Origin of the sequence: Gordonia abscondita (assembly GCF_032711245.1) — a bacterium.
In the GTDB taxonomy this organism is placed as follows: Bacteria; Actinomycetota; Actinomycetes; order Mycobacteriales; family Mycobacteriaceae; genus Gordonia.
Genome location: NZ_CP128986.1, coordinates 2,487,525 through 2,508,665, shown reverse-complemented (window position 1 = coordinate 2,508,665; position 21,141 = coordinate 2,487,525). Strand labels below are relative to the sequence as shown.

Genomic DNA, 21,141 nt, shown 5'->3' with positions numbered 1-21,141 from the left:
GTGTTACGAGGGGGACGAATGTTTAGGAAGTGCACTGCAGATGCGGGTTGATTCAGGTGCGCGATGGCTCGCGCACGGGTGCGCGGCGGGCGCAATGATCATGGCCGCGACGCTCACCGCCGGGCCCGCGGTCGCCGAACCGACCAAGGCCAATCCGGTCGCGTCGTTGATCAACCGGATCGCTGACGTCGACCAGACGTTGACAGACCTTTCGAACGCGGTCGCGACCAGACAGGGCGCCGTGAACAAGGCGCTCGTCGACTTTCAGAACGCGGTTGCCGCACGGCAGTTGGCGATCGAAGCGAACAGCGGCGCGAAGTCGTCACTGGAGACGGTCAGCGGGGAGGTCGAGCGCGCCCAACGCGACTTCGACGCCTTCGTGCGGTCGGTCTACCGCGAAGGCGGAAGTCGAGGCGCGATGACCAAGTACGTCGCGTCCGACGACCCAGACAAAGTCCTCGAGCAGCTCTCGGCCGTCGACCGGGTCACCAGCCAGCAGCAACGGGTGATCCGCAAGCTCCAGGTGGCGCGGAACCAGCAAGCCAATCGGGTCGCCGCCACCGAGGTGACCAAGCGCCAGAGCGTCGCGACCGCTCAGGACGCGGCTGCTCGGCGCGACGACGCCGTTGCCGCCTACCAAGCCGCCCAGCAGGCGATGCGCAATCAGCAGACCAAACGCACCGACCTTCTTGCCCAGCGGGACTCACTCGCGGACCGGCTCGCGAAGCTGCGTGGCAAACCGGTCGCCACCGCTCCCGAGTCCACCGGACCGAAGCAGCGACCTGCCATTCCCGGAGTGCCGAAGGCGGCCACCGACGGCCTCGGACGTCTGGTCGATGCGATTCCCGCCAAACCCGTCGAAGGTGACGATGCGCTGGCACAGGCCGCCGAAGCCGCGTCGACCCTTGCGACCGACACCGGCCAGGCGCTTCTCGCGAGCCTCGTCGGACAGCAGCAGATCCCGCATTCGAAACTGCTCGACGAGATCGGGATCGGCGGGACCAGTCCTTTCGAACAAGGCGACAACAACACGTTCACCCGCCTCGGCAACGGCTCGTTGGGCTCTCTGTTCGGCGGCCAAGGTGGCGCTCCCGGAGCGATCCGCCCCGGACTGCGCGGACCTGCGGCCATCGACGTAGTCGTCAACCGGATGAAGTCCCAGCTCGGCGTCCCCTACTCGTGGGGCGGCGGCGACGCGAACGGGCCGACCCTCGGCGTACGCGACGGCGGCGTCGCCGACAGCTACGGGGACTACCAGAAGGTCGGCTACGACTGCTCCGGACTGATGGTCTACGGCTTCGCCGGGGTCGGTATCGACCTGCCGAAGTACTCGGGCTACCAGTACACGGCGGGACCGCAGGTCCCGTTGTCGGAGGCCAAGCGCGGCGACATGGTCTTCTACGGCCCGGGCGGCACCACCCACGTCGCCCTCGTCCTCGGCGACGGCACCATGCTCGAAGCCCCGTACTCGGGCTCGGCGGTCAAGATCTCCCCGATGCGCACCGACGGCGCGGAGCCGATGGTCGTCCGCATGCTGTGATAAGCGCGGTCACATCTGGGTGACGCGACCGGCTTCCACATGCCAACGCCGGTCGACGTTCACGTTCGCGAGCATCCGCCGATCGTGGGTCACCAGGAGAAGTGCGCCGTCGTACGACGCCAACGCCGACTCGAGTTGTTCGATAGCGGCGAGGTCGAGGTGATTCGTCGGTTCGTCAAGCACCAGAACGTTCGTCCCCTGCGCCTGCAGCAGCGCGAGAGCTGCGCGCGTGCGCTCCCCCGGCGACAGGTCGTCGACGGCGCGGTCGACGTGATCGGCGCGCAGCCCGAACTTGGCGAGCAAGGTACGGACCTCGGCGGTCGTCGACTCCGGAACGAGCTGCTCGAACCGGTCGGCGAGCAGTTCGGGGCCGGCGAACAGTGCGCGGGCCTGATCGATCTCGCCGATCGCGACGCTCGCGCCGAGTCGAGCGGTGCCCTCGTCCGGGGCGATCCGCCCGAGGAGCGTCCTCAGCAGAGTCGACTTCCCCGCACCGTTCGGACCGGTGATCCCGATCCGCTCGCCCGCGTCGACCTGCAGCGACACCGGGCCCAGAACGAAATCACCTTGACGCACCACCGCCTCATTGAGCGTGGCCACCACCGAACTCGAACGTGGAGCCGCTCCGATCGTGAACTCGAGCACCCACTCCTTGCGCGGTTCGACGACCTCCTCCAGTCGGGCGATCCGACTCTCCATCTGACGAACTTTCTGCGCCTGCTTCTCGCTCGACTCCGACGACGCCCGGCGGCGAACCTTGTCGTTGTCCGGGTTCTTGCGCATCGCGTTACGCACCCCCTGACTCGACCATTCGCGCTGTGTGCGGGCACGAGCGACGAGGTCTGCTTTACGGTCGGCGTACTCGTCGTACTCCTCGCGCCGATGCCTTCGCGCGACCGCGCGCTCGTGGAGATAGCTTTCGTAACCGCCGCCGAACACTGTGTTCGTCTGTTGCGCGAGATCCAGCTCAAGGACGCGGGTCACGCTGCGCGCCAAGAACTCTCGATCATGACTGACGAGCACCACGCCACCCCTGATTCCGCGGACGACGTCTTCGAGGCGATCGAGCCCGTCGAGGTCGAGGTCATTCGTCGGTTCGTCGAGAAGGACAACGTCGAACCGCGAACACAGCAGCGCGGCCAAGCCGACGCGTGCCGCCTGGCCGCCGGACAGCCCGGTCATCAACGCCGATTCGGGCGCCACGTCGCCCGCGGCGAACCCGAGGTCGGCGAGCACCTCCGGAAGCCGTTCATCGAGATCGGCGGCCCCAGTCGCAAGCCAGTGGTCGAGTGCCGCAGCGTACACGTCGTTCGGGTCGCCGGGGCCCGCCGCGTCGGGCTCGGCCAGAGCCGCTGCCGCATCGTCCATCGCCCGCGCCGCCGCTGCACACCCGGTCCGGCGGGCGACGTACTGTCCAACGGTCTCACCCGGCACCCTTTCGTGTTCCTGCGGAAGCCAGCCGACGAACGCGTCCGCCGGCGATCGCGACACCGCCCCTGCCAACGGAGTCAGCTCACCGGCCAGGATGCGCAGCAAAGTCGACTTTCCCGCACCGTTGGCTCCGACGACGCCGACCACATCGCCCGGCGCGACGGTCAAGTCCAGGTGATCGAACAGGACGCGGTGCGCGTACCCGCCGGAGACGTCCTTCGCGACGAGCGTTGCGGTCATGCACATATGGTTGCACTCGTGCCTCCTCGTCCTCGCGCCGCCCGCTATGCCCGACGCCGCAAGACGCGGATGGCCGCCAACACCCACGACCTCACCGACGAGCAGTGGACGTCATTGCAGGACGCGTGGGGCGGGTGCGCTTACTGCGCGGCGCCCGGTCCCGGCCTACAGAAGGACTGCATGCAGCCCATCTCGCGTGGCGGCCGGTACACGATCGAAAACGTGGTGCCTGCGTGCCGGTCGTGCAACGCCAGCAAGTGCAACACCGAGCTGACGACGTGGATGCGGCGCAAGAAGTACAACGAACGACTGTTCCTCGAACGGCACGTGCTGATCGTGCGGGACCTCACGGGTGCTCGTCGGTCTCCCGAGAGTCCGTGAGCGTCGACGCACCCCACAACGCGATCGCACCGACAACCACTGCGAGGACCGCGTAGGCGATTCGTTCTCCGTGGAAGAAGGAGTCGACGAGCTCACTGCTCCACACGCCCGCGGGTAGGACTGTGGTGACCAGAGCCGCGATGAGGGTACCGACCACCGCCGTTCCTACGCTCGTCCCGACCTCCTGCGCAGTGTCGTTGAGCGCGGCGCCCATCGAGGTTCGGTTCTCCGGCATCGCACCGATCAGCGCGACGGCGCCGATAGTCATCACGGTGCGCAGGCCGAGCGTCAAGGTGACCATGAACGCCGCGATCGCGAGGTAGCCGTGATCGACGCCCCACGCGAGTCCCGCCATCGACCCGCCGAGGAGCACCGCACCGATGACGCAGGCGACCCGGTGGCCGAACCTCTTCACGAGGTGCTCGGACACGGGCGTGCCCAGGATCATCGTGAGGATCAGGGGGAGGTTGGCGAGTCCGGCCTTCATCGGACTCCAACCGTATGCGTACTGGAAGTGCAGAATCAGCCCGAACATCACGCTGGCCATCGCGATCGACGTCGCGATCTGCGCGATGGCGGCGCCGCGCACCGTCCCGTCGGCGAAGATCCGCAGGTCGAGCATCGGCTGCGGGGTGCGGCGTTCGTGCCAGATGAACATCACGAGCGCGAGAAGCGATCCGGCAGCGGCCGCCAGCGTCGACGCAGACGCCCAGCCGTGGTCGATGCCTGAGGTCAACGTGTAGCACCCGAGTCCGATCGCGAGAATGCTCAACACCGCGGCTGGCACGTCGAGTCGATCGTCGGTCAGATCGTCGGCGTGGTCGGGCTGCACTCCGATACGGACGCCGACCCATGCGATGAGCGCGATCGGCGCGTTCACCAGCAGCAGCCACTCCCAGCCGACGTGCGCCAGCATGGTGCCGCCCAGGACTGGCCCGAGGACGAAGCCGCTCATGCCGACGACGATCATGACCGTCATCGCACGCATACGTAGCGCGGTATCGCTGAAGAGTCGGAAGACCAGCGAGTTGGTGATCGGAGCCATCGCAGCGGCCGCTACACCGAGTGCGGCGCGCACCGCGATCAACTCCCCGGTCGACGACACCGCGAGGACCGCGAGACTGATCACCCCGAACACGGCCAGTCCGACGAGGAGTACCCGCCGTCGTCCGAAGCGGTCGGCGATCGATCCGGCCGTCAGAAGTAAGCCGCCGAAGGTCAGCGAGTACGCGCCCGTCACCCACTGCAAGGCGGTGGTGCCGCTACCGAGGTCGCGACCGATGGTCGGCAGCGCGATCGTCAGCAAGGTGTTGTCGACCATCTCTACGAAGAAGGCCAGGCACAGCGCGAACATCGGGATCCATGCGGCACGCAGGGAGGTATATGTGCGGGTCGAGGTCTGCATGGTGGTGGCCATGGGACACACCCCCTCTCTCTATCGAACGGCGTTCGGTTATCGAACGCCGTTCCATACGATAGAACGACGTTCGATAGAGTGCAAGGAAGGAGGTTCAATGACACCGCGAACAGCACAAACGCCGCCGCTCCGCGGCAGGCGCCGCGCATCGCATTCGATGGAGACCGTGATCGGCGAGACCGTCGCCCTGCTCGACGAGTCGGGCGAAGGAGCCCTGACATTCCGTGCGCTCGCCTCCCGGCTCGGCGGCGGAGTCGCGAGCATCTACTGGTACGTCGACAACAAGGACGAACTGCTCGACCGCGCGACCGATCGAATACTCGGCGACGTGGTCGACGAGACCGACGGGTTCGCCGACACCGACGATCCGATCGCCGATCTGCGCGCCATCGCGATCGCCTTGTTCAACGCCGTCGTAGAGCGGCCATGGTTGGGGCGATACCTGATGCGCGACAATGGAACTCAGCCGAACGGAATGCGCATGTACGAGGCGCTCGGTCGGCAGGTGATGCGGCTGGGGCTAGGTCCGCGCGAGACTTTCCACGGGGTGTCCGCCGTCCTCGGATTCGTGATCGGCACCGCGACCGACCTAGGCCAGCAAGTGCCCGCGGAAGTGCGCGACGGAACTGTCTCCGGCGAGGAGCTCATCGCGCGCGCAGCCGACCAATGGCGTTCGCTCGACCCGGATGAGCATCCATTCATCCACTACATCGTCGACGAGTTCGCGGCGCACGACGACGCCGACCAATTCCGCGCGGGCTTGGATCTAGTACTGGCCGGGCTACGGCTGCAAGCCGACGGGTGAAACGACTTCGGCACTTTTTATCGGCGTGACGCCGATAAAAAGTGCCGAAGTACTCGCAGAAGGTCTGCTCTAGCTGTAGTCGTAGAACCCGCGACCACTCTTTCGGCCGAGACGTCCGGCATCGACCATGCGACGCAGGAGCGCGGGCGGCGCGAAGTGCGGCTCGGCGAACTCGGCGTACAGCGACTCCGCGGCGGCAAGGCAGATATCGAGGCCGACGGTATCGCAGAGGGTGAGCGGGCCCATCGGATAGCCGCAGCCGCCCTTCATCGCAGCATCGATGTCTTCGGCGGTCGCGTAACCCGAGTCGTACATGCCGATGGCCTGGCAGAGGTACGGAATGAGGAGCGCGTTGACGATGAAGCCCGAACGGTCGCCCGCCTGAACGGTGGTCTTGCCGAGCACGTCGTCCGCGTACGCGGTAACGGCCGCCGCGGTCTCGTCCGAGGTCAGCAGGGTCGAGATGATCTCGACCAGCGGCATCACCGGAACCGGGTTGAAGAAGTGGACGCCGACCACGCGCTCGGGCCGCTTGGTCTGCGCGGCGATCTTGATGACCGGGATCGACGACGTGTTGGTCGCGAGGACCGTCTCCGGCTTCACGACCTCGTCGAGCTTCGCGAAGATGTCGTGCTTGATGGCCTCGACCTCGGGGGCGGCTTCGATGACGAGTTCGCGATCGGCGAACTCGGCCACGTCGAGCGTGACTCGGACACGTGCGATCGCGGCATCCGCATCGGCCTGCGAGATCTTGCCCTTGGCCACTCCTCGACTGATGGACTTGCTGATCCGCGCATTCGCCGCTTCGGCGAACTCCTGTTTGGTCTCCAGGACGAGCACGTCGCTCCCGGCCTTGGCACACACTTCTGCGATACCGGCACCCATGGTGCCGCCACCGATCACGCCGATGAGGTTCACTCTCACTCCAAATCAACACGGGCCGCGGACAGCGGCCGAATTTCGGTTGTCGCCTCATAGGTTAGTTGCTGCGCCGTCGACGGTCCGCGCCGCCGTCACCGTGGCGGAAGGTGGGCCGAGGCGCGTCAGTGCTGGAGCTTCGCACTGACGTCGGCGGTGGTCGTCACTTCGCCGAGCTTGGGAAAGATCGTGGCGACCGAGTAGTCGTGCGCGTTCGGGTCGGAGTCGGTCATCGCGTCCTCGACGAGGACTACGTGGTAGCCGAGTTCGTAGCCGCCGCGGGCGGTCGACTCGACGCCGATCGACGTCGAGATCCCGGTCATGACGATCTGGGTGACGCCGCGTTCGCGGAGTCGAGCATCGAGGTCCGTGTTCGTGAACGCGCCCCACGCACGTTTGGTGATGTGGATGTCGGCGGCATCGAACCCGAGCGCCCCGTCGAGGACGATGTCTGCCGCATCGAACTCCGCGCTACTGGCGCCCGCATCGGTGCGCCCCTGCGGACGGGTTGCGACGTTCACCAGCACTACCGTTCGGCCGGCGGCGCGGAAGTCGGCGGCGAGCGCTGCGGCATTCGTCACGGTCTGGTTGGCGGCGTCGCCGAGGCCACCGACGATGTTGCGTTGAAGGTCGATGACGACCAGTGCGGAGTTTTCATCGATCTGGGTGAGCGGCATCGGGTTCCTGTCGTTAGTCGTGCGGAGTTCAGGGTTGTTCCGTTTCGGGGTTGTTCGGCCATTCCGCTAAGCGGGCCAATAGTGGCAACGCCGCGTCGACCGTCTCGCGTTCGGCGTCGCTGAGTCGTTCGGCGACGGCCTCGGCGAGCCATTCCTCGCGGGTGCGTCGGGTTCCGTCGACGAATGCGCGGCCGGCCGTCGACAGCGAGAGGAGTTGTCGGCGGCCGTCGTTCGGGTCAGGCGATCGCTCGACGAAGCCTCGTTCGACCAGGACAGCGACGGTCGCGGCCATTGACTGCGGGCGGACCCGCTCGTGGGCGGCGAGCTCGCTCGACGACGTTTCGGCGCCGACGAGCCGACTGAGCACGGAGGTCTGCGACGGCGTGAGCTCGTCGAACTGGGCGACCTCCCGGAATCGCCGCCGGAGGCGGCTGAACACGACCCTGATCTCGCCCGCTGTGGTTCGTGCGTTGTCCCGATTCGCCATAGTCTTCAGTCTAGGCTGCACAACTTCGGTCTGCCGCGGATTGACTCGACGACGAAGCGTTGCACGACCGGAAGCGTCGCGGCAGGTTTGCGATTGCGCGGCTATGCTTCAGACATGGGGGATGAATTAGATAGTGTCGACGAAATAGCGGCGAGAACGAATGCGCTTGTCCTGGGGGCGACCGGGTATATCGGTTCTCGTCTGGTGCCAGAACTCCTTTCGCGAGGAGTGAATGTCACCGTCGGTGTTCGCGATATCGGAAAACTTGAGAGTTTTCCGTGGAATGACACAGTTGTGGTCGCCGCCGTCGATGTGTCTGAGCCGAAGACGCTAGCGGCCGCCACAGCATCTCAGGACGTCGTCTTCTACCTCGTGCATTCGATGGATGGCGACAAGTTTGTCGAGCGTGATCACGAGGCGGCGCGGAATGTCGCGCAGTCCGCACACGCTCACAACGTGAACCGGATCGTGTATCTCTCGGGCCTGATACCTGATCTCGACGACCGCGATCTGTCAGATCATTTGTACTCGCGTATGGACGTGGAACGGGTTTTCACAGAGTCTCCGGTCGGGTCGGTGACATTGCGCGCAGCAATTGTTCTCGGCGCCGGAAGCGCATCATTCGAGTTATTGCGACAATTGTCCGAGCGGGTGCCGTTTGTGCCGCTTCCGAGCTGGTTGAACTCACACGTGCAGCCGGTGTCTATCCGCGACGTACTCGATATTCTCGTTGACGTAGGACTGGCAACCGATCCCCCGCCGGCGTCCATCGACGTCGGCGGCCCCGACGCCATGAAGTACTCCGAACTCGTTCGAGCGTATTGCGCTACGGCGGGGCTGAACAGAGTGTTCCTTCCTCTGCCATTCCTTCCGCACCGTTTCGTCGGTGCGATGGCGAGCTATTTCGTCGACTTGACGCCTAGTCTTGTCCAATCGTTGATCGACAGTCTCGGTCACGACATGGTGTGCCGCCCGCAGGAGCACCCCTGCGCGCTCGGGTCCGTCACCACATCTCAGGCGCTCGCCGCAAGCCTGGCACCGGCCATCCACGAGCGGACGACGGAATCGGTAGATCCGCATGCGCTGCGCGCGCACGACGCGGACTGGGCAGGCGGTGACGTAGAGATCGCTGCGGGACGATCCCGAGTGACGGGCGCAGCGACAGGAGGAGTTGGTTGGCGCTCGCGCCGCACCAGCGTGCCGCTTGTCGTCTCCGCGGGCGTGGTAGCGGTCGGGGCGACCGTCTCTCGCGTACTCGTCAGTGGCATTCTGCGGAGAGGACAACGGTGATCAGCGGCCGGGGCGCGGTCGATTGGATGCGCCCTGCGCTAGTCATGGTCGCCGGAGCAGTGTGCTTGGCCTTCTCGGTGAGGGTCGCACAAGGGTCTATCCCCTTTTATGTTCTTTCCCTCGGGTTAGGTGTGATCTGGGCGGTCGGCGCGGTGTGGGTTGGCGGTGTCCGACTCGGGACGAGCAGCGGACGTGCACGCCGAGTCGGGTTCGTCTCCACGGTTACCGCGCTGGGCGTCGCCGCCTCGTTCATCGTGGGTGGATATCTAGCCGCTCGCGTACCGTTTCTCGACGATCAGATCGACGAGCTCATCTCCCGAACCGACCATGCGTTCGTGCTCTCCCTGTTCCTGGTGGCTGCTGTCACCGGTGTCGCCGAAGAGATGTTCTTTCGCGGCGCGCTGTTCGACGTCGCTTCTCGAAGTCTCTCCGGCGATTCGATCCGGACCGTCGCTGCGACAACAATCCTGTACACGGTGGTCACCGCGGTCACCGCCAACCTGGGATTGACGCTGGCCGCCGCGGCGCTCGGAGCCATGGTCGGAACCGCCCGCGCCTACAGCGGTTCCGTCATCCCCGCGATCGTCGGGCATCTCGCCTGGACAGTGGCCACCATCGGGATACTCCCTCAACTCATCTAGCGGTGCCACTGCCCCGACCCGCCACAGAGGGCACGAGGATGCAGATCACCGTAGTCCCCCGCGACGGCGCTGCCGAAACGTTTCCGCCACCGTGATTGTTTACCTTGGCGGGGCACTGTCACGTTCCTAGCATCACCGCGGTGACTCTCACCGAACATTCCGAGACCTCGGCCGTGGCAACTGCGCCCGTCGGCCCGGCGACAGACCCCCGTCGTCTCCGCAACGTCGTTCTCGCCAGCGTGCTCGGCACGACGGTCGAGTGGTACGACTTCTTCCTGTACGCGACGGCCGCCAGCATCGTGTTCAACGACGTCTTCTACCCGGATACAAGTGAGTTCGTCGGCACGATGCTCGCGTTCGCGACGTTCGCGGTCGGCTTCGTGATGCGTCCGGTCGGCGGCATGGTGTTCGGCCATATCGGTGATCGGATCGGACGGAAGCGGACACTCGCACTGACGATGGTGACGATGGGGATCGCGACAGCTCTGATGGGCGTACTGCCGTCGTTCGCGCAAGTCGGCGTCGCCGCACCGATCCTGCTGCTCGTGCTGCGCATCGTGCAGGGGTTCGCGCTGGGCGGCGAGTGGGCTGGCGCGGTCCTCCTCGCCGTGGAGCATGCGCCCGCACGCCGCCGCGGGCTGTTCGGTTCCATCCCGCAGGTCGGTCTCGCGGTCGGCTTGGCGCTCGGCACTCTCGTGTTCGCGGGACTGCAGACCGTGTTCGACGACGACGCGTTCATTGCGTACGGGTGGCGCATCGCGTTCCTGATCAGCATCGTGCTGGTCGTGATCGGCTTCGTCGTGCGACTCAAAGTCGAGGAGACTCCCGAGTTCGCCGAGGTCGACCGGCTGGCGAAGAAGTCGTCGGCTCCACTCAAGGAAGTCGTCCTCCCGCCGCACACCCGCAACACGGTTCTGGGTCTGTTGGCACGGTGGGGCGAAGGCGCCGCGTTCAACACATGGGGCGTCTTCGCCATCACGTATGCGACCGGAACCCTCGACATGCCGAAGGTTCCCGTCCTCGTATCGGTGAGCATCGCCGCGGTCGTGATGGCGCTGCTGCTGCCGCTGTCGGGGATCCTCGCCGACCGACACGGCCCGCAACGGGTCTACCTGACCGGCATTGCCGCGTACGGCGTCCTCGTCTATCCGGCGTTCGTGTTGTTCGGCAGCGGAAACCTCCTGTGGTTCACCGTCGCCCTCGTCGTGGTGTTCGGTGTGGTGCACGCGTGGTTTTACGGCGCGCAGGGCACGTTCTTCGCGAGCCTGTACCCCACCCGAGTCCGCTACACCGGGCTGTCGGTGGTCTATCAGTTCTCGGGCATTTGGGCGTCGGGTCTCACCCCGCTGATCCTGACCGCCCTCCTCGGTGCCGCGCACGGTTCGCCGTGGCTCGCGTGCGGCTATCTGGTCGCCACGTCGGCGATCAGCGTCATCGCGTCAGCGTTGGTCCGACGCTCCGACACGTACCTGCGCTGACCTCTCCCCTCCGCGCTCGGAGTCGATCGCGATACGGCGGGTTCCGCCCGGCCGGACCGGTTCAGATCACTCCGGTGGCGGCGAGCTCGGCGAGCCGTTCCTCGTCCATGCCGAGCAGGCCGGTGTAGACGTCGGTGTTGTGCTCGCCGATGTGCGCGGGACCGGAGGACCGGACGGAGCCGGGAGTCGCCGAGAGTTTCGGCACCACGCCGGGTCCGAGGACCGTTCCGCCGAGCCGCTCGTCCGGATGCGGCACCAGCATGTCGCGTGCCTGGAACTGTTCGTCGGCGACGACGTCGGCGACCGTGTTGACCGGGCCGGCGACCACGCCTGCATCGGCCATCAGCTCGATGACCGTGGCACCGTCGCGCTCGGCGACCCACTCGCCGATGATCTCGTCGAGCAGATCCTCGTGTTTGCCACGGGCCACATGGTCCCTGGTGCGTTCGTCGTCGATCAGGTCTTCCCGGCCGATCACCGTGCACAGTCGCCGAAACACTGTGTCCTGGTTGGCGGCGATGATCACCCACCGTTCGTCCCGTGTCAGATACAGGTTGGACGGGGCGATCCCGGTGAGCCTGGTGCCGGACGGTTCACGAATGACGCCGCCGAGATCATAGTCCGGGATCGTCGATTCGAGCATCGCCAGGCAGGCTTCGGTGAGCGCCACGTCGACCACCTGGCCCCGCCCGGTGCGGTGGCGAGTGTGCAGCGCCGCGAGCACGCCTTGCACCGCGAACATCCCGGCCAGCGAATCACCGATGGACAGCGACATCCGCGGTGCGGGTCCGCCGGGGAAACCGTTTATATAGCGGAGGCCGCTGACCCCTTCGGCGACCGAGGCGTATCCGGCTTTGAACGCGGCCGGACCGGTCTGCCCGTAGCCGGAGACTCGGGCCACGATGATTCCCGGATTCCGTTCCGCTAGAACGGCATAGCCGAGCTGCCATTTCTCCAGGGTGCCCGGACGAAAGTTCTCGACGATGATGTCGCTGTGGTCGACGAGGTCGAGGAAGATCTCTCGCCCTTCGGCGGAGCGCAGATCAAGGCTGATGGCCCGTTTGTTGCGGGCGTGCACGGTCCAGAAAGCGTGCTCCCCGTCGCGTTCGGCCTGACCCCAGGTGCGCAACGGATCGGCTTTGCCCGGCGCCTCGATCTTGATGACGTCGGCTCCGAGGTCGCCGAGCAGCCTGCCTGCGAACGGACCCGCGATCAGGGTTCCCAGTTCCAGAACCCGTAGATCGGCTAGCGCGCCGGTGTTCGCCGCAGCTCGGTCCGACGACTCTGACGGCCCCGCGTTATCAGCACGCGCTGCCTTCTCGGCAGGCGAAGCGGACGGTCTTCTCTTCGATGTCGGCATGGATACCAGACTGCCCCACTTCGTATCCGCTGGCTTCGCGGCACGCCCCGGCTCGCTTAGGTCGCGGACCGCTTCAACCGTGCGGTGATGTCTTCCCGAGTGGCGACCACCCTCACCCGTCCGCCGTCTCCCGGGTCGGGATCGGGAAGCACGCGGTCCGGGTCGATGAGATACACGTCGTGCCCGTCGAGAGTCAGTCGACGGATGGCTTCTAGGAGCATGCGGCGGGCGACGTCACCGACCGAGATGACCCGCACCAAGCTGATCGCCACTGTCTTCTGGGTGAGCGGCACGTCCTCGAGGTCGCGGAGGACGCGTTCCGCGCTTGCGAAACGGATACTGCCCTGTAGTGACACGATCTGCACCGCGTGTTCTCCGGTGCCGAGCACTCGGCGTCCGCGTACCACCGACGGCCCGGCGGGCGGTACTTCCATCAGGTGCATTCCCATCTCGGATGTGAAGCGGCGGAACAGATCCAGTCCTCGGACACTGTTTCCGTGCTGGTCCAGTCGCGGAGAGAACGTCGCGATGCCCGCCTGGCCGGGCAATGCACCGATCAGCCCGCCCGCAACACCGCTCTTGGCCGGGATGCCGACGCGTGTCATCCAGTCCCCCGCACCGTCGTACATGCCGCAGGTGGCCATCACGCTGAGTACCTGGCGGACGACGGGCGCGGGCACGACTGGTGCGCCGGTGACCGGGTTGACGCCGCGGTTCGCGAGAGTCGCGGCCATGAGAGCCAGGTCTTCTACGGTCACTAGGAGCGAGCATTGGCGGGTGTAACCCACCACCGCTTCCAGCGGCTCACCGTCGATGATGTCGTTGGCGCGCAGCATGTTCGCCAACGCTCGATTGCGGTAGGCCGTGGTGATCTCCGATTGGTAGACGGCTGCGTCGATCTCCAGCCGCCGTCCGGCGAAAGCGCTGAGTCCGTCGATGATCCGAGACGTCTGCTCGCTAGGTGTCGCTCCTCGGGGACCGGTGAGAGTGTGAGCCGTGATCGCGCCCGCGTTGATCATCGGGTTCAGTGGTCGGCCGGTGCCCGGCTCGAAGGAGATCTCGTTGAAAGCGTCGCCGCTCGGTTCGACGCTCACCTTGTCGAGGACTTCGTCGAACCCCCGATCGGCGAGCGCGAGTGCGTAGACGAACGGTTTCGAGATCGACTGGATGCTGAACTGCACATCGCAGTCGCCCTGCGAGTAGAGCCGTCCGTCGTGGGTGCACATCGCGACGGCGAGACAGTCGGGGTCTGCTGTCGCGAGTTCCGGAATATAGTCGGCGGTCTGTCCGGAATGGTCGAATTCGACTGACAAGAGGGCTTCGGTCAGATAATCGGGAATCGGCGATCGCACCTCCACAACGTACCTGGGCGACGTCGTTGTCGACGCTCGAAAGGCCACGACCTCCAAAATCAGGATCCGGCACCCGCCTATGTCCTTCGCGGGTGCGGGGCCGACAGCCTATGCGGGCGGGTCGGCGCGGTCGCCGCCGCGAGCCGTCGCTCTAGGTCTTCCATCTGCTCAACCGAGAATGAACGGCGGAGTTGCGGCCAGACCTGCTGTTCTTCGAAGTCGATGTGTTCACGGGCCACGGCGGCGAACCCGACGAGGGCGTGCTCGAATTCTGCTGTCCCGGCTTCGCAGTCTTCCAGTCGTCGGAGCATGCGCGTGCCTTCCTGCTCTTGGGCAAGCGCGATGTCGGCGAGTCGATGACCGTCGTACACCGCGTCCCGCACTACTGGCCAAAAGACTTCATCCTCGATGGATTCGTGGTGCGTCGCCGAGACAGCCAGCTTCATCACCTGGCGACGCAGTTCAGCGCCCGCGTCCGCTCCCGGGCGGTGCCCGGCCAGCATTGTCTCCAGCAACCCGAGAACATATTTGTGGTCTGCCTTCAGCAATGACAGCGCGTCCATATCTACTTCCATCCGTGATGGCCGTTCTCACCAGCGGGTACCCAAATCGTCTGGAATCCAACCCGGGTAGGCGACGGCGGGGCGCGGCGTCGACAATCCGGACAAACGTGCAGCTTCATCGGCGGTGTCACTTACGATCGGCCGTAGCGGAAATGACTCCTCATTCGAGGCCTCTTCCCGCCCGCTCGGCGGGCTGGGCCGCATGGACCGAGAGGAAATTATCAGTGCACACCGTCCGTGAAGCGACACTCGATCTCCTGCGCGAACTGGGATTGACCACCGTCTTCGGCAACCCTGGATCGACCGAAGAGACCTTCCTGCAGAACTTTCCGGAGGACTTCCGCTATATCCTCGGGCTGCACGAGGCCAGCGTCGTGGCAGCCGCAGACGGCTACGCCCAGATCACCCGCAGACCGGCGCTGGTCAACGTGCACACCGCGGCGGGCGTCAGCAATGCGATGGGCACCTTGATCTCGTCCGCACAGAACAAGACGCCGCTGATCGTCACCGCGGGCCAGCAGACCCGGGAAATGCTCCTGCTCGAGCCGTGGCTGGTGAACCCGCAGCCAGAGGTGCTCGCACAACCGTGGGTGAAGTGGTCGTACCAGCCGCAGCGACCGCAGGACGTACCCGGCGCGTTCATGCGGGCGTACGCGATGGCGCTGCAGCCGCCCGCCGGTCCGGTATTCCTGTCGATCCCGCTGGACGATTGGGACGCCCCCGCCACCGTGCCAACTGCGGTCCGCAGTGTCGGGCGACGCGTCGGCCCGGACCCTGAGCGCCTCGCCGAATTCGCCGCAGCTATCGCCGCCGCGGCCAACCCGGTGTTGGTCTTCGGTTCCGACATCGCCCGCGCCGACGCGTGGACGTCCGCCGTTGCGCTCGCCGAGCGGCTCGGCGCGCCCGTCTGGGCGGCTCCGTCTTCCGAGCGGCCACCGTTCCCTGAGGATCATCCCCTCTATGCTGGCGGCTTGCCCTTCGCGCAGGGCCTGCTCTCCCAGCGACTGGCGGGGCACGACCTCATCCTGGTCGTCGGCGCGCCAGTGTTCCGCTACTACCCGTGGATCCCCGGCGACTACATTCCCGCAGGGTCCCGGTTACTGCACATCACCGACGACCCGGCCGAGGCTGGACGCGCACCGGTCGGCGACAGCTTGGTCTCGGACGCCGGCCTCGCTCTCGAGGCACTCACCACGACTGTCCCGGCTCGTACCACCCAGGCCACGGTCGTCACCCAGGCTCACCGCATGGCCCCGCACCCGCCCGCCGAAGCCGAGGCGGCAGATCCATCCGACGACGGTCCCCTCACCCCGCGCCAACTCTTCCGGGTCCTGCGCGCCGCGTCGCCCACAGACACTGTGATCGTGCAGGAATCGCCCTCAAACATCGCCGATTTGCACGCCGAATGGGAGATCACCGAGCCTGACTCGTATTTCGCGATGGCGAGCGGCGCACTGGGCTGGGATCTGCCTGCGGCCGTCGGCATCGCACTGGCCGAGCGGGACCTCGGCAGGAACCGTCCTGTGCTCGCCGTGATCGGCGACGGCTCGCTACAGTTCTCCTCGCAGGCGCTCTACACAGCCGCCCAGCACCAGCTCCCGCTGGTGGTCGTCGTCCCGAACAACCGCGAGTACGGAATCCTCAAGGCTTTCGCTGTGCTGGAGAAGAGCCCCAACGTCCCCGGTCTCGACCTACCCGGACTCAAGCCCGCACTGCTGGCGCAGGCTTACGGTGCAGAGGGGGTCGTCGCCGAGACCGCCGCCCAGGTGCGGGCGGCACTCGCAGCGGCCTGGGACCGGAAGGGGCCGACGGTCATCGAAGTGCCGACAGACCCCACTGTGCCGAATCTGGTCTGAGTCGGCACAGTGGGCACGCCGCCCTGATCCGTCCGGAGAAGCGGATCAGGGGTTGGCGACGATCTTGTACTCGGTCAGCAGCTTGCCGACCTCGTTGTTCTGGAACTTGTCATAGAGCTTCTCACGTAGGAAGTGCGGACCGGGCAGTCCTACCTCCTCGCCGTCCCGCAGCCGCGCGGTCGCTTTGAGCAGTTCACGCACGTCGTAGGTGGAGCCATAAACCTCGGGGACGCCGCGCTCTATGTCGAGCAGCGTGTACACCGCCTCCATTGGCGTGCGGACCGAGTACTCGGTGGTGAAAATGCAGTCGCGCGCGGCGCTTTCGGAGAACTGGCCGATGAAGGCGAAGTTCACCGCTCCCTCGGGCACCACGGCGGGACGGTCACCGGCCTGACGCGGCATGAAGAAGGCTGTCACATAAGGCATCATGCACGGCACGGCCTTAGCGCCTGTCGCCGCGAGCTCATCGATCTGAGCCTCCGGAACGCCGACGTGGTACAGCCATTCGCGGGTGATCTCCTCACCGGTGCACTCGGAGATCGACTTCTTCACATAGTCGCCCTCCACTTCGGAGAAGAGTGCGTACACCCACACGACGATCTGGTCTGCGGGCTGCTGCTTGAAATGCGGCTGCCGATTCACCGTCCAGCTCATCAGCCAGCTCGAATCCTTGGCGGTCACAATTCCGCCGGTCACCACCTTGCCGCTGAACGGGTCGCGCTTGCAGATCTTTTGGATGTACTCCGGGATCCGCTTGTCCAGCGTGGTCACCGTGCACGACTCCCATTTGGTCGCGTCGATATCACCAGCGAAGACATCGGGCCGCCCGAACGCGGGATCCTTCGCAGCGATGGTCCGCCACAAGTCCCAGGCCGGAGCCGGTCCGGTATTGAGGTTTGCCGGGGTGTGGTGATCGCCCTCGTCCGAGTTCTCGGTGAGCGAACCGATCGTCATGAACACCAGATCGCTAGGCCCCAGTTGGGTGGTGCCGTCCTCGCCGTTCTGTGTCCAGTGAATTCGGGTGGCCTGTTTGCGTGTTTGGTCGATGTCGAAGTCGACGTCGGTCACGGTGGTGGAGAACTGGAATTTGACGCCCTGGGCGAGCAGCCAACGGTAAAGCGGCAGAACCAGCGACTCGTACTGGTTGTACTTGGTGAACTTCAAGGTGGACAGATCCGGAAGCCCCTTGATGTGATGGATGAAGCGATGCAGGTACAGCTTGAACTCGAGCGCACTGTGCCAGTTCTCGAAAGCGAACATGGTCCGCCAGTACAGCCAGAAGTTGCTGCCAAGGAACTCTTCGCTCATCACCTCGTCGATGCGTTTGTTCTCCATCTCCGCACGGGTGGCGAGGAACAGCTTCGTAAGCTCTTTCTGGGATTTGTCACTGAGCCCGAACTTGAAGTCGGTGTGCGCATCCTGCCCCTGGTCCATGGTGACACGTTGCAGCGAATAGTTCGGATCATCGTTGTTGAGCCAGAAGAACTCGTCGAGGACACTCGCCCCGTCGATCTCGATCGAGGGAATCGATCGGTACAGGTCCCAGAGGCACTCGAAATGGTTCTCCATCTCGCGCCCGCCGCGGATGACGAAACCCTTCTTCGGCTCCTTGATACCGTCGAGCGCACCGCCGGGAAGGTCGAGTTCTTCGAAGATGGTGATCTTGTCGCCAGCCATCTGAGCGTCTCGGATGAGGAACGCCGCACCGGACATCGACGCGAGTCCCGCCCCGACGAACCAGGCGGTTTTGTCATCGACGCCGTCCGGCTTCCGCGGCCGAGCGAATGCCTCGTAGTTGCCTGCGCTGTAGTGCATCAATCCTCCTGGTGGGATACGGGGACAGAGGTCCCACACGAGCGGGTTCGCTGCGCACGGGATTCCATGGCGGCTGCCCGATTCCTGGAGCAGCCGTAGGAGCATGGGAGCGACAAGTCAGGCGAGCCGCCACCGGGTCAACCGCGCTGAATCCGGAATATGCAGCACGACAAGCGATCTGTGGGCCGGGAGCGCCGGTATCAAGATCGCCCACATACCCGATTCCTCCCATAACGCAACCGTAATGCTTCGTTTCGATAACTGTCCTGGAATCGTGTCCAAATTGTGTGCCATTTCGACCGTTTTGACGACACGGTGCGCGAACGCCGTGATGACCTCGAAACCCCTAGTCGCCAGCGCAGCCGAAGTGGGTCCGGTCCGGATACTTACGTCCGCGCGTCGAACACCGCGGTGGCGCGTTCAGGGTTAGCGGGGTCCGCGTACACGGTGACCACGTCGCCAACCTTCGGCCGCACGTCCACAGCGAATGTGTCCGTCATCACGACGCTGCGCGGTCCGCCGTCGGCATCGGTGAACTCGACACGGAACTTCACCGTCGAATGAGTGGTCTCGCCACTCTCGGCCCGCTGCCCGTCGGACTCGACGACCAAACCGGCGGTTCGAAACCCGGTGCGGTGCAGCCGCAGTATCGGTACCAACCGCACCAGCCACGCCCCCACTGCGATGATGCCGATCACCGCCACCGGTGCGGCGAGCAGCCACAACCCGGTGATCGCCGCGCCGACCGCGACGCCAAGAGCGAACGCGCCAATTGTCAGTAGCAGCCAGCGCACCGGTATGACGAGGCCGCCGGCAATAGCGGCAAGCAGCGCGATCACACTGATGCCCAGCCCAGTCGACGATCCGGGCATAGTCGCAGCGAAGACTGCCGCCCATACTGCGGCCGCCACGGCCACGAATACCTGGACCGCCAACTCCATCGGGCGCAGCGACATGCGTAGAGGCTACCGCCCGCCCTCTCGTATGGCGCGCGGCCGACCGACGTGTTTGAGCGCGAGAGCGTTGACTATCGTCAGCACCCGCGGTCGCGGGATGAATTCTTCGCCGGCCGCACCCGCAAGTGCCCTACCCCACCCTCTTCTTAACGCCGGTGACGCGAGCCGCGCCTGCTACTGGGAGGGAGTGCTGGTCGCCCGGGCGGCCGGGTCGGATTCGACCGCCAGAACAACCCGATTACACCGACGAGCACCCGTCGGGCACCTCGGTGTAATCGGGTTGTTCTGGCGACGATCGCGTACTTAGTCACCATGACCTTGGCAGGCCACATAATATTCCGGCGGACGCTCGCACGGGTTGTCGGTAATTGTCGCTGGCAACCCAGCTCGCCACTGTTACGGAAGTGAGCCCTCGACGACTCGCTCATCGGTGCCGTCAACCCCGGCCTCCCGACTGGTGTCGCCGTCGAGTCCGAAACGGTACGGACCCATGACCAATAGACAGACAATTGCGATTGCAACCATCGCTACCAACGGGACTATTCCGGCAGAATAGGAGCCGGTTACTCCATACACTTGACCGAGCAGGAATACCCCGGTCGCGGACCCCATCGCGAACAAGAAGTAAACCGATCCCAGCACGCGGCCATACGAGTGCTTAGGGAAGTAGCGACTAGCCATGTACGCCGCCAGGTCACCCTCGGACCCCAGCGCCAGACCAACCAGGACAGCTCCTGTCATGAGCAGTGCCGGACTACTCGACGAGATCAGTAGTACGACACCAACACCACAGAGCGCAAAGATGACGCAGCCGATTACTGGCGCGAATACCCGGTCCAGTAAGTAGCCGGCGACCAGCCTGGCCCCGATCGATGCCAAGCTCAAGACCGACAGCGCGGTGATGGCGACCCCACGGTCGATCCCCTTGTCCGTTGTCATCGGGACCACCTGCGACATGAGACCGAACGTCGCGGTCGACACCAGGAAGATCGCCAAGCAGAGCAGCCAAAACTGCCGGTAGCCGCGGGCGATCACCAAGAGCGATTCGCCGGCGACCGCTCCGCGTGCACGCGCCGCCATCCGTTCCGCGTCATGGCTGGTCGGCATCTTCGTGACGAAGGCGTAAACCGACGCCGGGATGACCGTACTCAACGCACCGATTACGAGGAAGGTTGACCGCCAGCCGACTGCCCCGTACAGCCAGTTCGCGAGGTAGGGCATCATCACACCGCACGCCCCGAGTCCCGCCATGAGCAAGCCGAGAGCCAGACCGCGGCGATCGGCAAACCACGCACTGACGACAGCCGCATGCGCCACCGGGTTGACCGCACCAGCTCCGGCGCCGATGATCGCGCACAGAACATAGAAGGCTGTCTGATTGTTCGGGATCGCCGCCATGAGCATCAGACCCCCACCGAAACAGAGCGCCATCGGGATCGACGGGAGGCGCGGACCGTACCGGTCGACAAGGAAACCGAGCGCGACGATGCTCACGCCCGTGAAGACGGTCTCCACCGAGAATCCGTTGGAGACTGCGCTGCGATCCCATCCGAACTCGTCGGCCATGGGTTTTCCGAGCACATTGAACAGCACGTTCACCGTGCTGGTACCGAACAGCAGTGTCAAGAATCCAGTGGCGACGTACCACCATCGATTCACCGTCTGCCCGGCCGTAGCCTGCACACTCATAGATTTGCCTTCCCGCGGGGTCCTCGGACTTCGTCCACTCCCGATCGAATATGACCAGAGTCACAATACGGAATCATATGGACTTAGAGAATGCAACTGTTGGACCAAAAACCAGACCATCGCACCAGCCGGGCGCACCACCCCCTTGCGCCTCGATACGCCAGCGAGATACGCTCGTTCAAATGGTCAGTCCTAATGACCACAACTTGGAGCGCTCTCACAAAGAGGCACTCTCCCGAATCGAA

General features: G+C 65.2%; 18 protein-coding genes. 7 read left to right on the top strand and 11 right to left on the bottom strand.

The genetic code is table 11. The features are described from left to right. Positions 1-40: 40 nt before the first annotated feature. Positions 41-1,540, top strand: coding sequence for an NlpC/P60 family protein (locus MP11Mi_RS11770; RefSeq protein ID WP_420039102.1), 1,500 nt, complete (start codon positions 41-43; stop codon positions 1,538-1,540). A 9-nt stretch (positions 1,541-1,549) separates the two neighbouring features. Here the strand turns inward: MP11Mi_RS11770 and MP11Mi_RS11765 are convergent, their stop codons facing one another. After that, positions 1,550-3,211 carry an ABC-F family ATP-binding cassette domain-containing protein gene (locus MP11Mi_RS11765; RefSeq protein WP_420039101.1) on the bottom strand — a complete coding sequence of 554 codons (1,662 nt, stop codon included), beginning with the start codon at positions 3,209-3,211 and terminating at the stop codon, positions 1,550-1,552. A gap of 6 nt (positions 3,212-3,217) precedes the next feature. On the opposite strand from MP11Mi_RS11765, the gene MP11Mi_RS11760 reads away from it, so the two are divergent. Continuing rightward, positions 3,218-3,592, top strand: a complete 375-nt coding sequence (locus MP11Mi_RS11760; protein WP_420039100.1) for an HNH endonuclease — start codon at positions 3,218-3,220, stop codon at positions 3,590-3,592. Here the strand turns inward: MP11Mi_RS11760 and MP11Mi_RS11755 are convergent. Further along, positions 3,558-5,009 carry an MFS transporter gene (locus MP11Mi_RS11755; protein ID WP_420039099.1) on the bottom strand — a complete coding sequence of 484 codons (1,452 nt, stop codon included), beginning with the start codon at positions 5,007-5,009 and terminating at the stop codon, positions 3,558-3,560. The two genes, MP11Mi_RS11760 and MP11Mi_RS11755, sit on opposite strands and share 35 nt — an antisense overlap. Positions 5,010-5,106: 97 nt before the next feature. On the opposite strand from MP11Mi_RS11755, the gene MP11Mi_RS11750 reads away from it, so the two are divergent. Then, positions 5,107-5,814, top strand: coding sequence for a TetR/AcrR family transcriptional regulator (locus tag MP11Mi_RS11750; RefSeq protein WP_420039098.1), 708 nt, complete (start codon positions 5,107-5,109; stop codon positions 5,812-5,814). A gap of 69 nt (positions 5,815-5,883) precedes the next feature. On the opposite strand, the gene MP11Mi_RS11745 is transcribed toward MP11Mi_RS11750, so the two are convergent. From MP11Mi_RS11745 to MP11Mi_RS11735, 3 genes are all read right to left on the bottom strand, one after another. Then, positions 5,884-6,732 carry a 3-hydroxybutyryl-CoA dehydrogenase gene (locus tag MP11Mi_RS11745; RefSeq protein WP_420039097.1) on the bottom strand — a complete coding sequence of 283 codons (849 nt, stop codon included), beginning with the start codon at positions 6,730-6,732 and terminating at the stop codon, positions 5,884-5,886. Between the two features lie 125 nt (positions 6,733-6,857). After that, complete coding sequence (locus MP11Mi_RS11740; protein WP_420039096.1) at positions 6,858-7,409, bottom strand: isochorismatase family protein; 552 nt, start codon at positions 7,407-7,409, stop codon at positions 6,858-6,860. 28 nt (positions 7,410-7,437) lie between these two features. Further along, a complete protein-coding gene (locus MP11Mi_RS11735; RefSeq protein ID WP_420039095.1) occupies positions 7,438-7,896 on the bottom strand; it encodes a MarR family winged helix-turn-helix transcriptional regulator in 459 nt (152 codons plus the stop codon). A gap of 114 nt (positions 7,897-8,010) precedes the next feature. Between MP11Mi_RS11735 and MP11Mi_RS11730 the strand changes: the two genes are divergently transcribed. From MP11Mi_RS11730 to MP11Mi_RS11720, 3 genes are all read left to right on the top strand, one after another. Then, positions 8,011-9,186: an NAD(P)H-binding protein gene (locus MP11Mi_RS11730; RefSeq protein ID WP_420039094.1), complete on the top strand. Its 1,176-nt coding sequence runs from the start codon at positions 8,011-8,013 to the stop codon at positions 9,184-9,186. A 131-nt stretch (positions 9,187-9,317) separates the two neighbouring features. Continuing rightward, the gene (locus tag MP11Mi_RS11725) at positions 9,318-9,827 is read left to right on the top strand and encodes a CPBP family intramembrane glutamic endopeptidase (protein WP_420039093.1); all 510 of its coding nucleotides are present in this window, start codon (positions 9,318-9,320) and stop codon (positions 9,825-9,827) included. A 140-nt stretch (positions 9,828-9,967) separates the two neighbouring features. Then, a complete protein-coding gene (locus MP11Mi_RS11720) occupies positions 9,968-11,305 on the top strand; it encodes an MFS transporter (protein WP_420712783.1) in 1,338 nt (445 codons plus the stop codon). 61 nt (positions 11,306-11,366) lie between these two features. Here MP11Mi_RS11720 and MP11Mi_RS11715 read toward each other — a convergent pair whose 3' ends face one another. From MP11Mi_RS11715 to MP11Mi_RS11705, 3 genes are all read right to left on the bottom strand, one after another. Continuing rightward, a complete protein-coding gene (locus tag MP11Mi_RS11715; RefSeq protein ID WP_420039092.1) occupies positions 11,367-12,665 on the bottom strand; it encodes a CaiB/BaiF CoA transferase family protein in 1,299 nt (432 codons plus the stop codon). 56 nt (positions 12,666-12,721) lie between these two features. Then, positions 12,722-14,017 (bottom strand): glutaminase, encoded by a 1,296-nt coding sequence (locus MP11Mi_RS11710; protein WP_420039091.1) that lies wholly within the window; start codon positions 14,015-14,017, stop codon positions 12,722-12,724. Between the two features lie 77 nt (positions 14,018-14,094). Then, complete coding sequence (locus tag MP11Mi_RS11705; protein ID WP_420039090.1) at positions 14,095-14,580, bottom strand: hemerythrin domain-containing protein; 486 nt, start codon at positions 14,578-14,580, stop codon at positions 14,095-14,097. A gap of 224 nt (positions 14,581-14,804) precedes the next feature. On the opposite strand from MP11Mi_RS11705, the gene mdlC reads away from it, so the two are divergent. Continuing rightward, the gene (gene mdlC / locus MP11Mi_RS11700) at positions 14,805-16,436 is read left to right on the top strand and encodes a benzoylformate decarboxylase (protein ID WP_420039089.1); all 1,632 of its coding nucleotides are present in this window, start codon (positions 14,805-14,807) and stop codon (positions 16,434-16,436) included. A gap of 45 nt (positions 16,437-16,481) precedes the next feature. Here mdlC and MP11Mi_RS11695 read toward each other — a convergent pair whose 3' ends face one another. The 3 genes from MP11Mi_RS11695 to MP11Mi_RS11685 all read right to left on the bottom strand — a co-directional run bounded on the left by MP11Mi_RS11695 (position 16,482) and on the right by MP11Mi_RS11685 (position 20,896). After that, the gene (locus MP11Mi_RS11695) at positions 16,482-18,251 is read right to left on the bottom strand and encodes an oleate hydratase (RefSeq protein ID WP_420039088.1); all 1,770 of its coding nucleotides are present in this window, start codon (positions 18,249-18,251) and stop codon (positions 16,482-16,484) included. Positions 18,252-18,637: 386 nt separating this feature from the next. Further along, the gene (locus MP11Mi_RS11690; RefSeq protein WP_420039087.1) at positions 18,638-19,207 is read right to left on the bottom strand and encodes a DUF3592 domain-containing protein; all 570 of its coding nucleotides are present in this window, start codon (positions 19,205-19,207) and stop codon (positions 18,638-18,640) included. A gap of 396 nt (positions 19,208-19,603) precedes the next feature. Then, positions 19,604-20,896, bottom strand: a complete 1,293-nt coding sequence (locus tag MP11Mi_RS11685; RefSeq protein ID WP_420039086.1) for an MFS transporter — start codon at positions 20,894-20,896, stop codon at positions 19,604-19,606. Positions 20,897-21,141: the final 245 nt, after the last annotated feature.

Coding starts and splice junctions, on each gene's coding strand:
- MP11Mi_RS11750 (WP_420039098.1), top strand. CDS start 5,107: ATGACACCGCGAACAGCACAAACGCCGCCGCTCCGCGGCAGGCGCCGC.
- MP11Mi_RS11730 (WP_420039094.1), top strand. CDS start 8,011: ATGGGGGATGAATTAGATAGTGTCGACGAAATAGCGGCGAGAACGAAT.
- MP11Mi_RS11695 (WP_420039088.1), bottom strand. CDS start 18,251: ATGCACTACAGCGCAGGCAACTACGAGGCATTCGCTCGGCCGCGGAAG.
- MP11Mi_RS11705 (WP_420039090.1), bottom strand. CDS start 14,580: ATGGACGCGCTGTCATTGCTGAAGGCAGACCACAAATATGTTCTCGGG.
- MP11Mi_RS11770 (WP_420039102.1), top strand. CDS start 41: ATGCGGGTTGATTCAGGTGCGCGATGGCTCGCGCACGGGTGCGCGGCG.
- MP11Mi_RS11740 (WP_420039096.1), bottom strand. CDS start 7,409: ATGCCGCTCACCCAGATCGATGAAAACTCCGCACTGGTCGTCATCGAC.
- MP11Mi_RS11735 (WP_420039095.1), bottom strand. CDS start 7,896: ATGGCGAATCGGGACAACGCACGAACCACAGCGGGCGAGATCAGGGTC.
- MP11Mi_RS11685 (WP_420039086.1), bottom strand. CDS start 20,896: ATGAGTGTGCAGGCTACGGCCGGGCAGACGGTGAATCGATGGTGGTAC.
- MP11Mi_RS11765 (WP_420039101.1), bottom strand. CDS start 3,211: ATGACCGCAACGCTCGTCGCGAAGGACGTCTCCGGCGGGTACGCGCAC.
- MP11Mi_RS11760 (WP_420039100.1), top strand. CDS start 3,218: ATGGTTGCACTCGTGCCTCCTCGTCCTCGCGCCGCCCGCTATGCCCGA.
- MP11Mi_RS11715 (WP_420039092.1), bottom strand. CDS start 12,665: ATGCCGACATCGAAGAGAAGACCGTCCGCTTCGCCTGCCGAGAAGGCA.
- MP11Mi_RS11690 (WP_420039087.1), bottom strand. CDS start 19,207: ATGTCGCTGCGCCCGATGGAGTTGGCGGTCCAGGTATTCGTGGCCGTG.
- MP11Mi_RS11755 (WP_420039099.1), bottom strand. CDS start 5,009: ATGGCCACCACCATGCAGACCTCGACCCGCACATATACCTCCCTGCGT.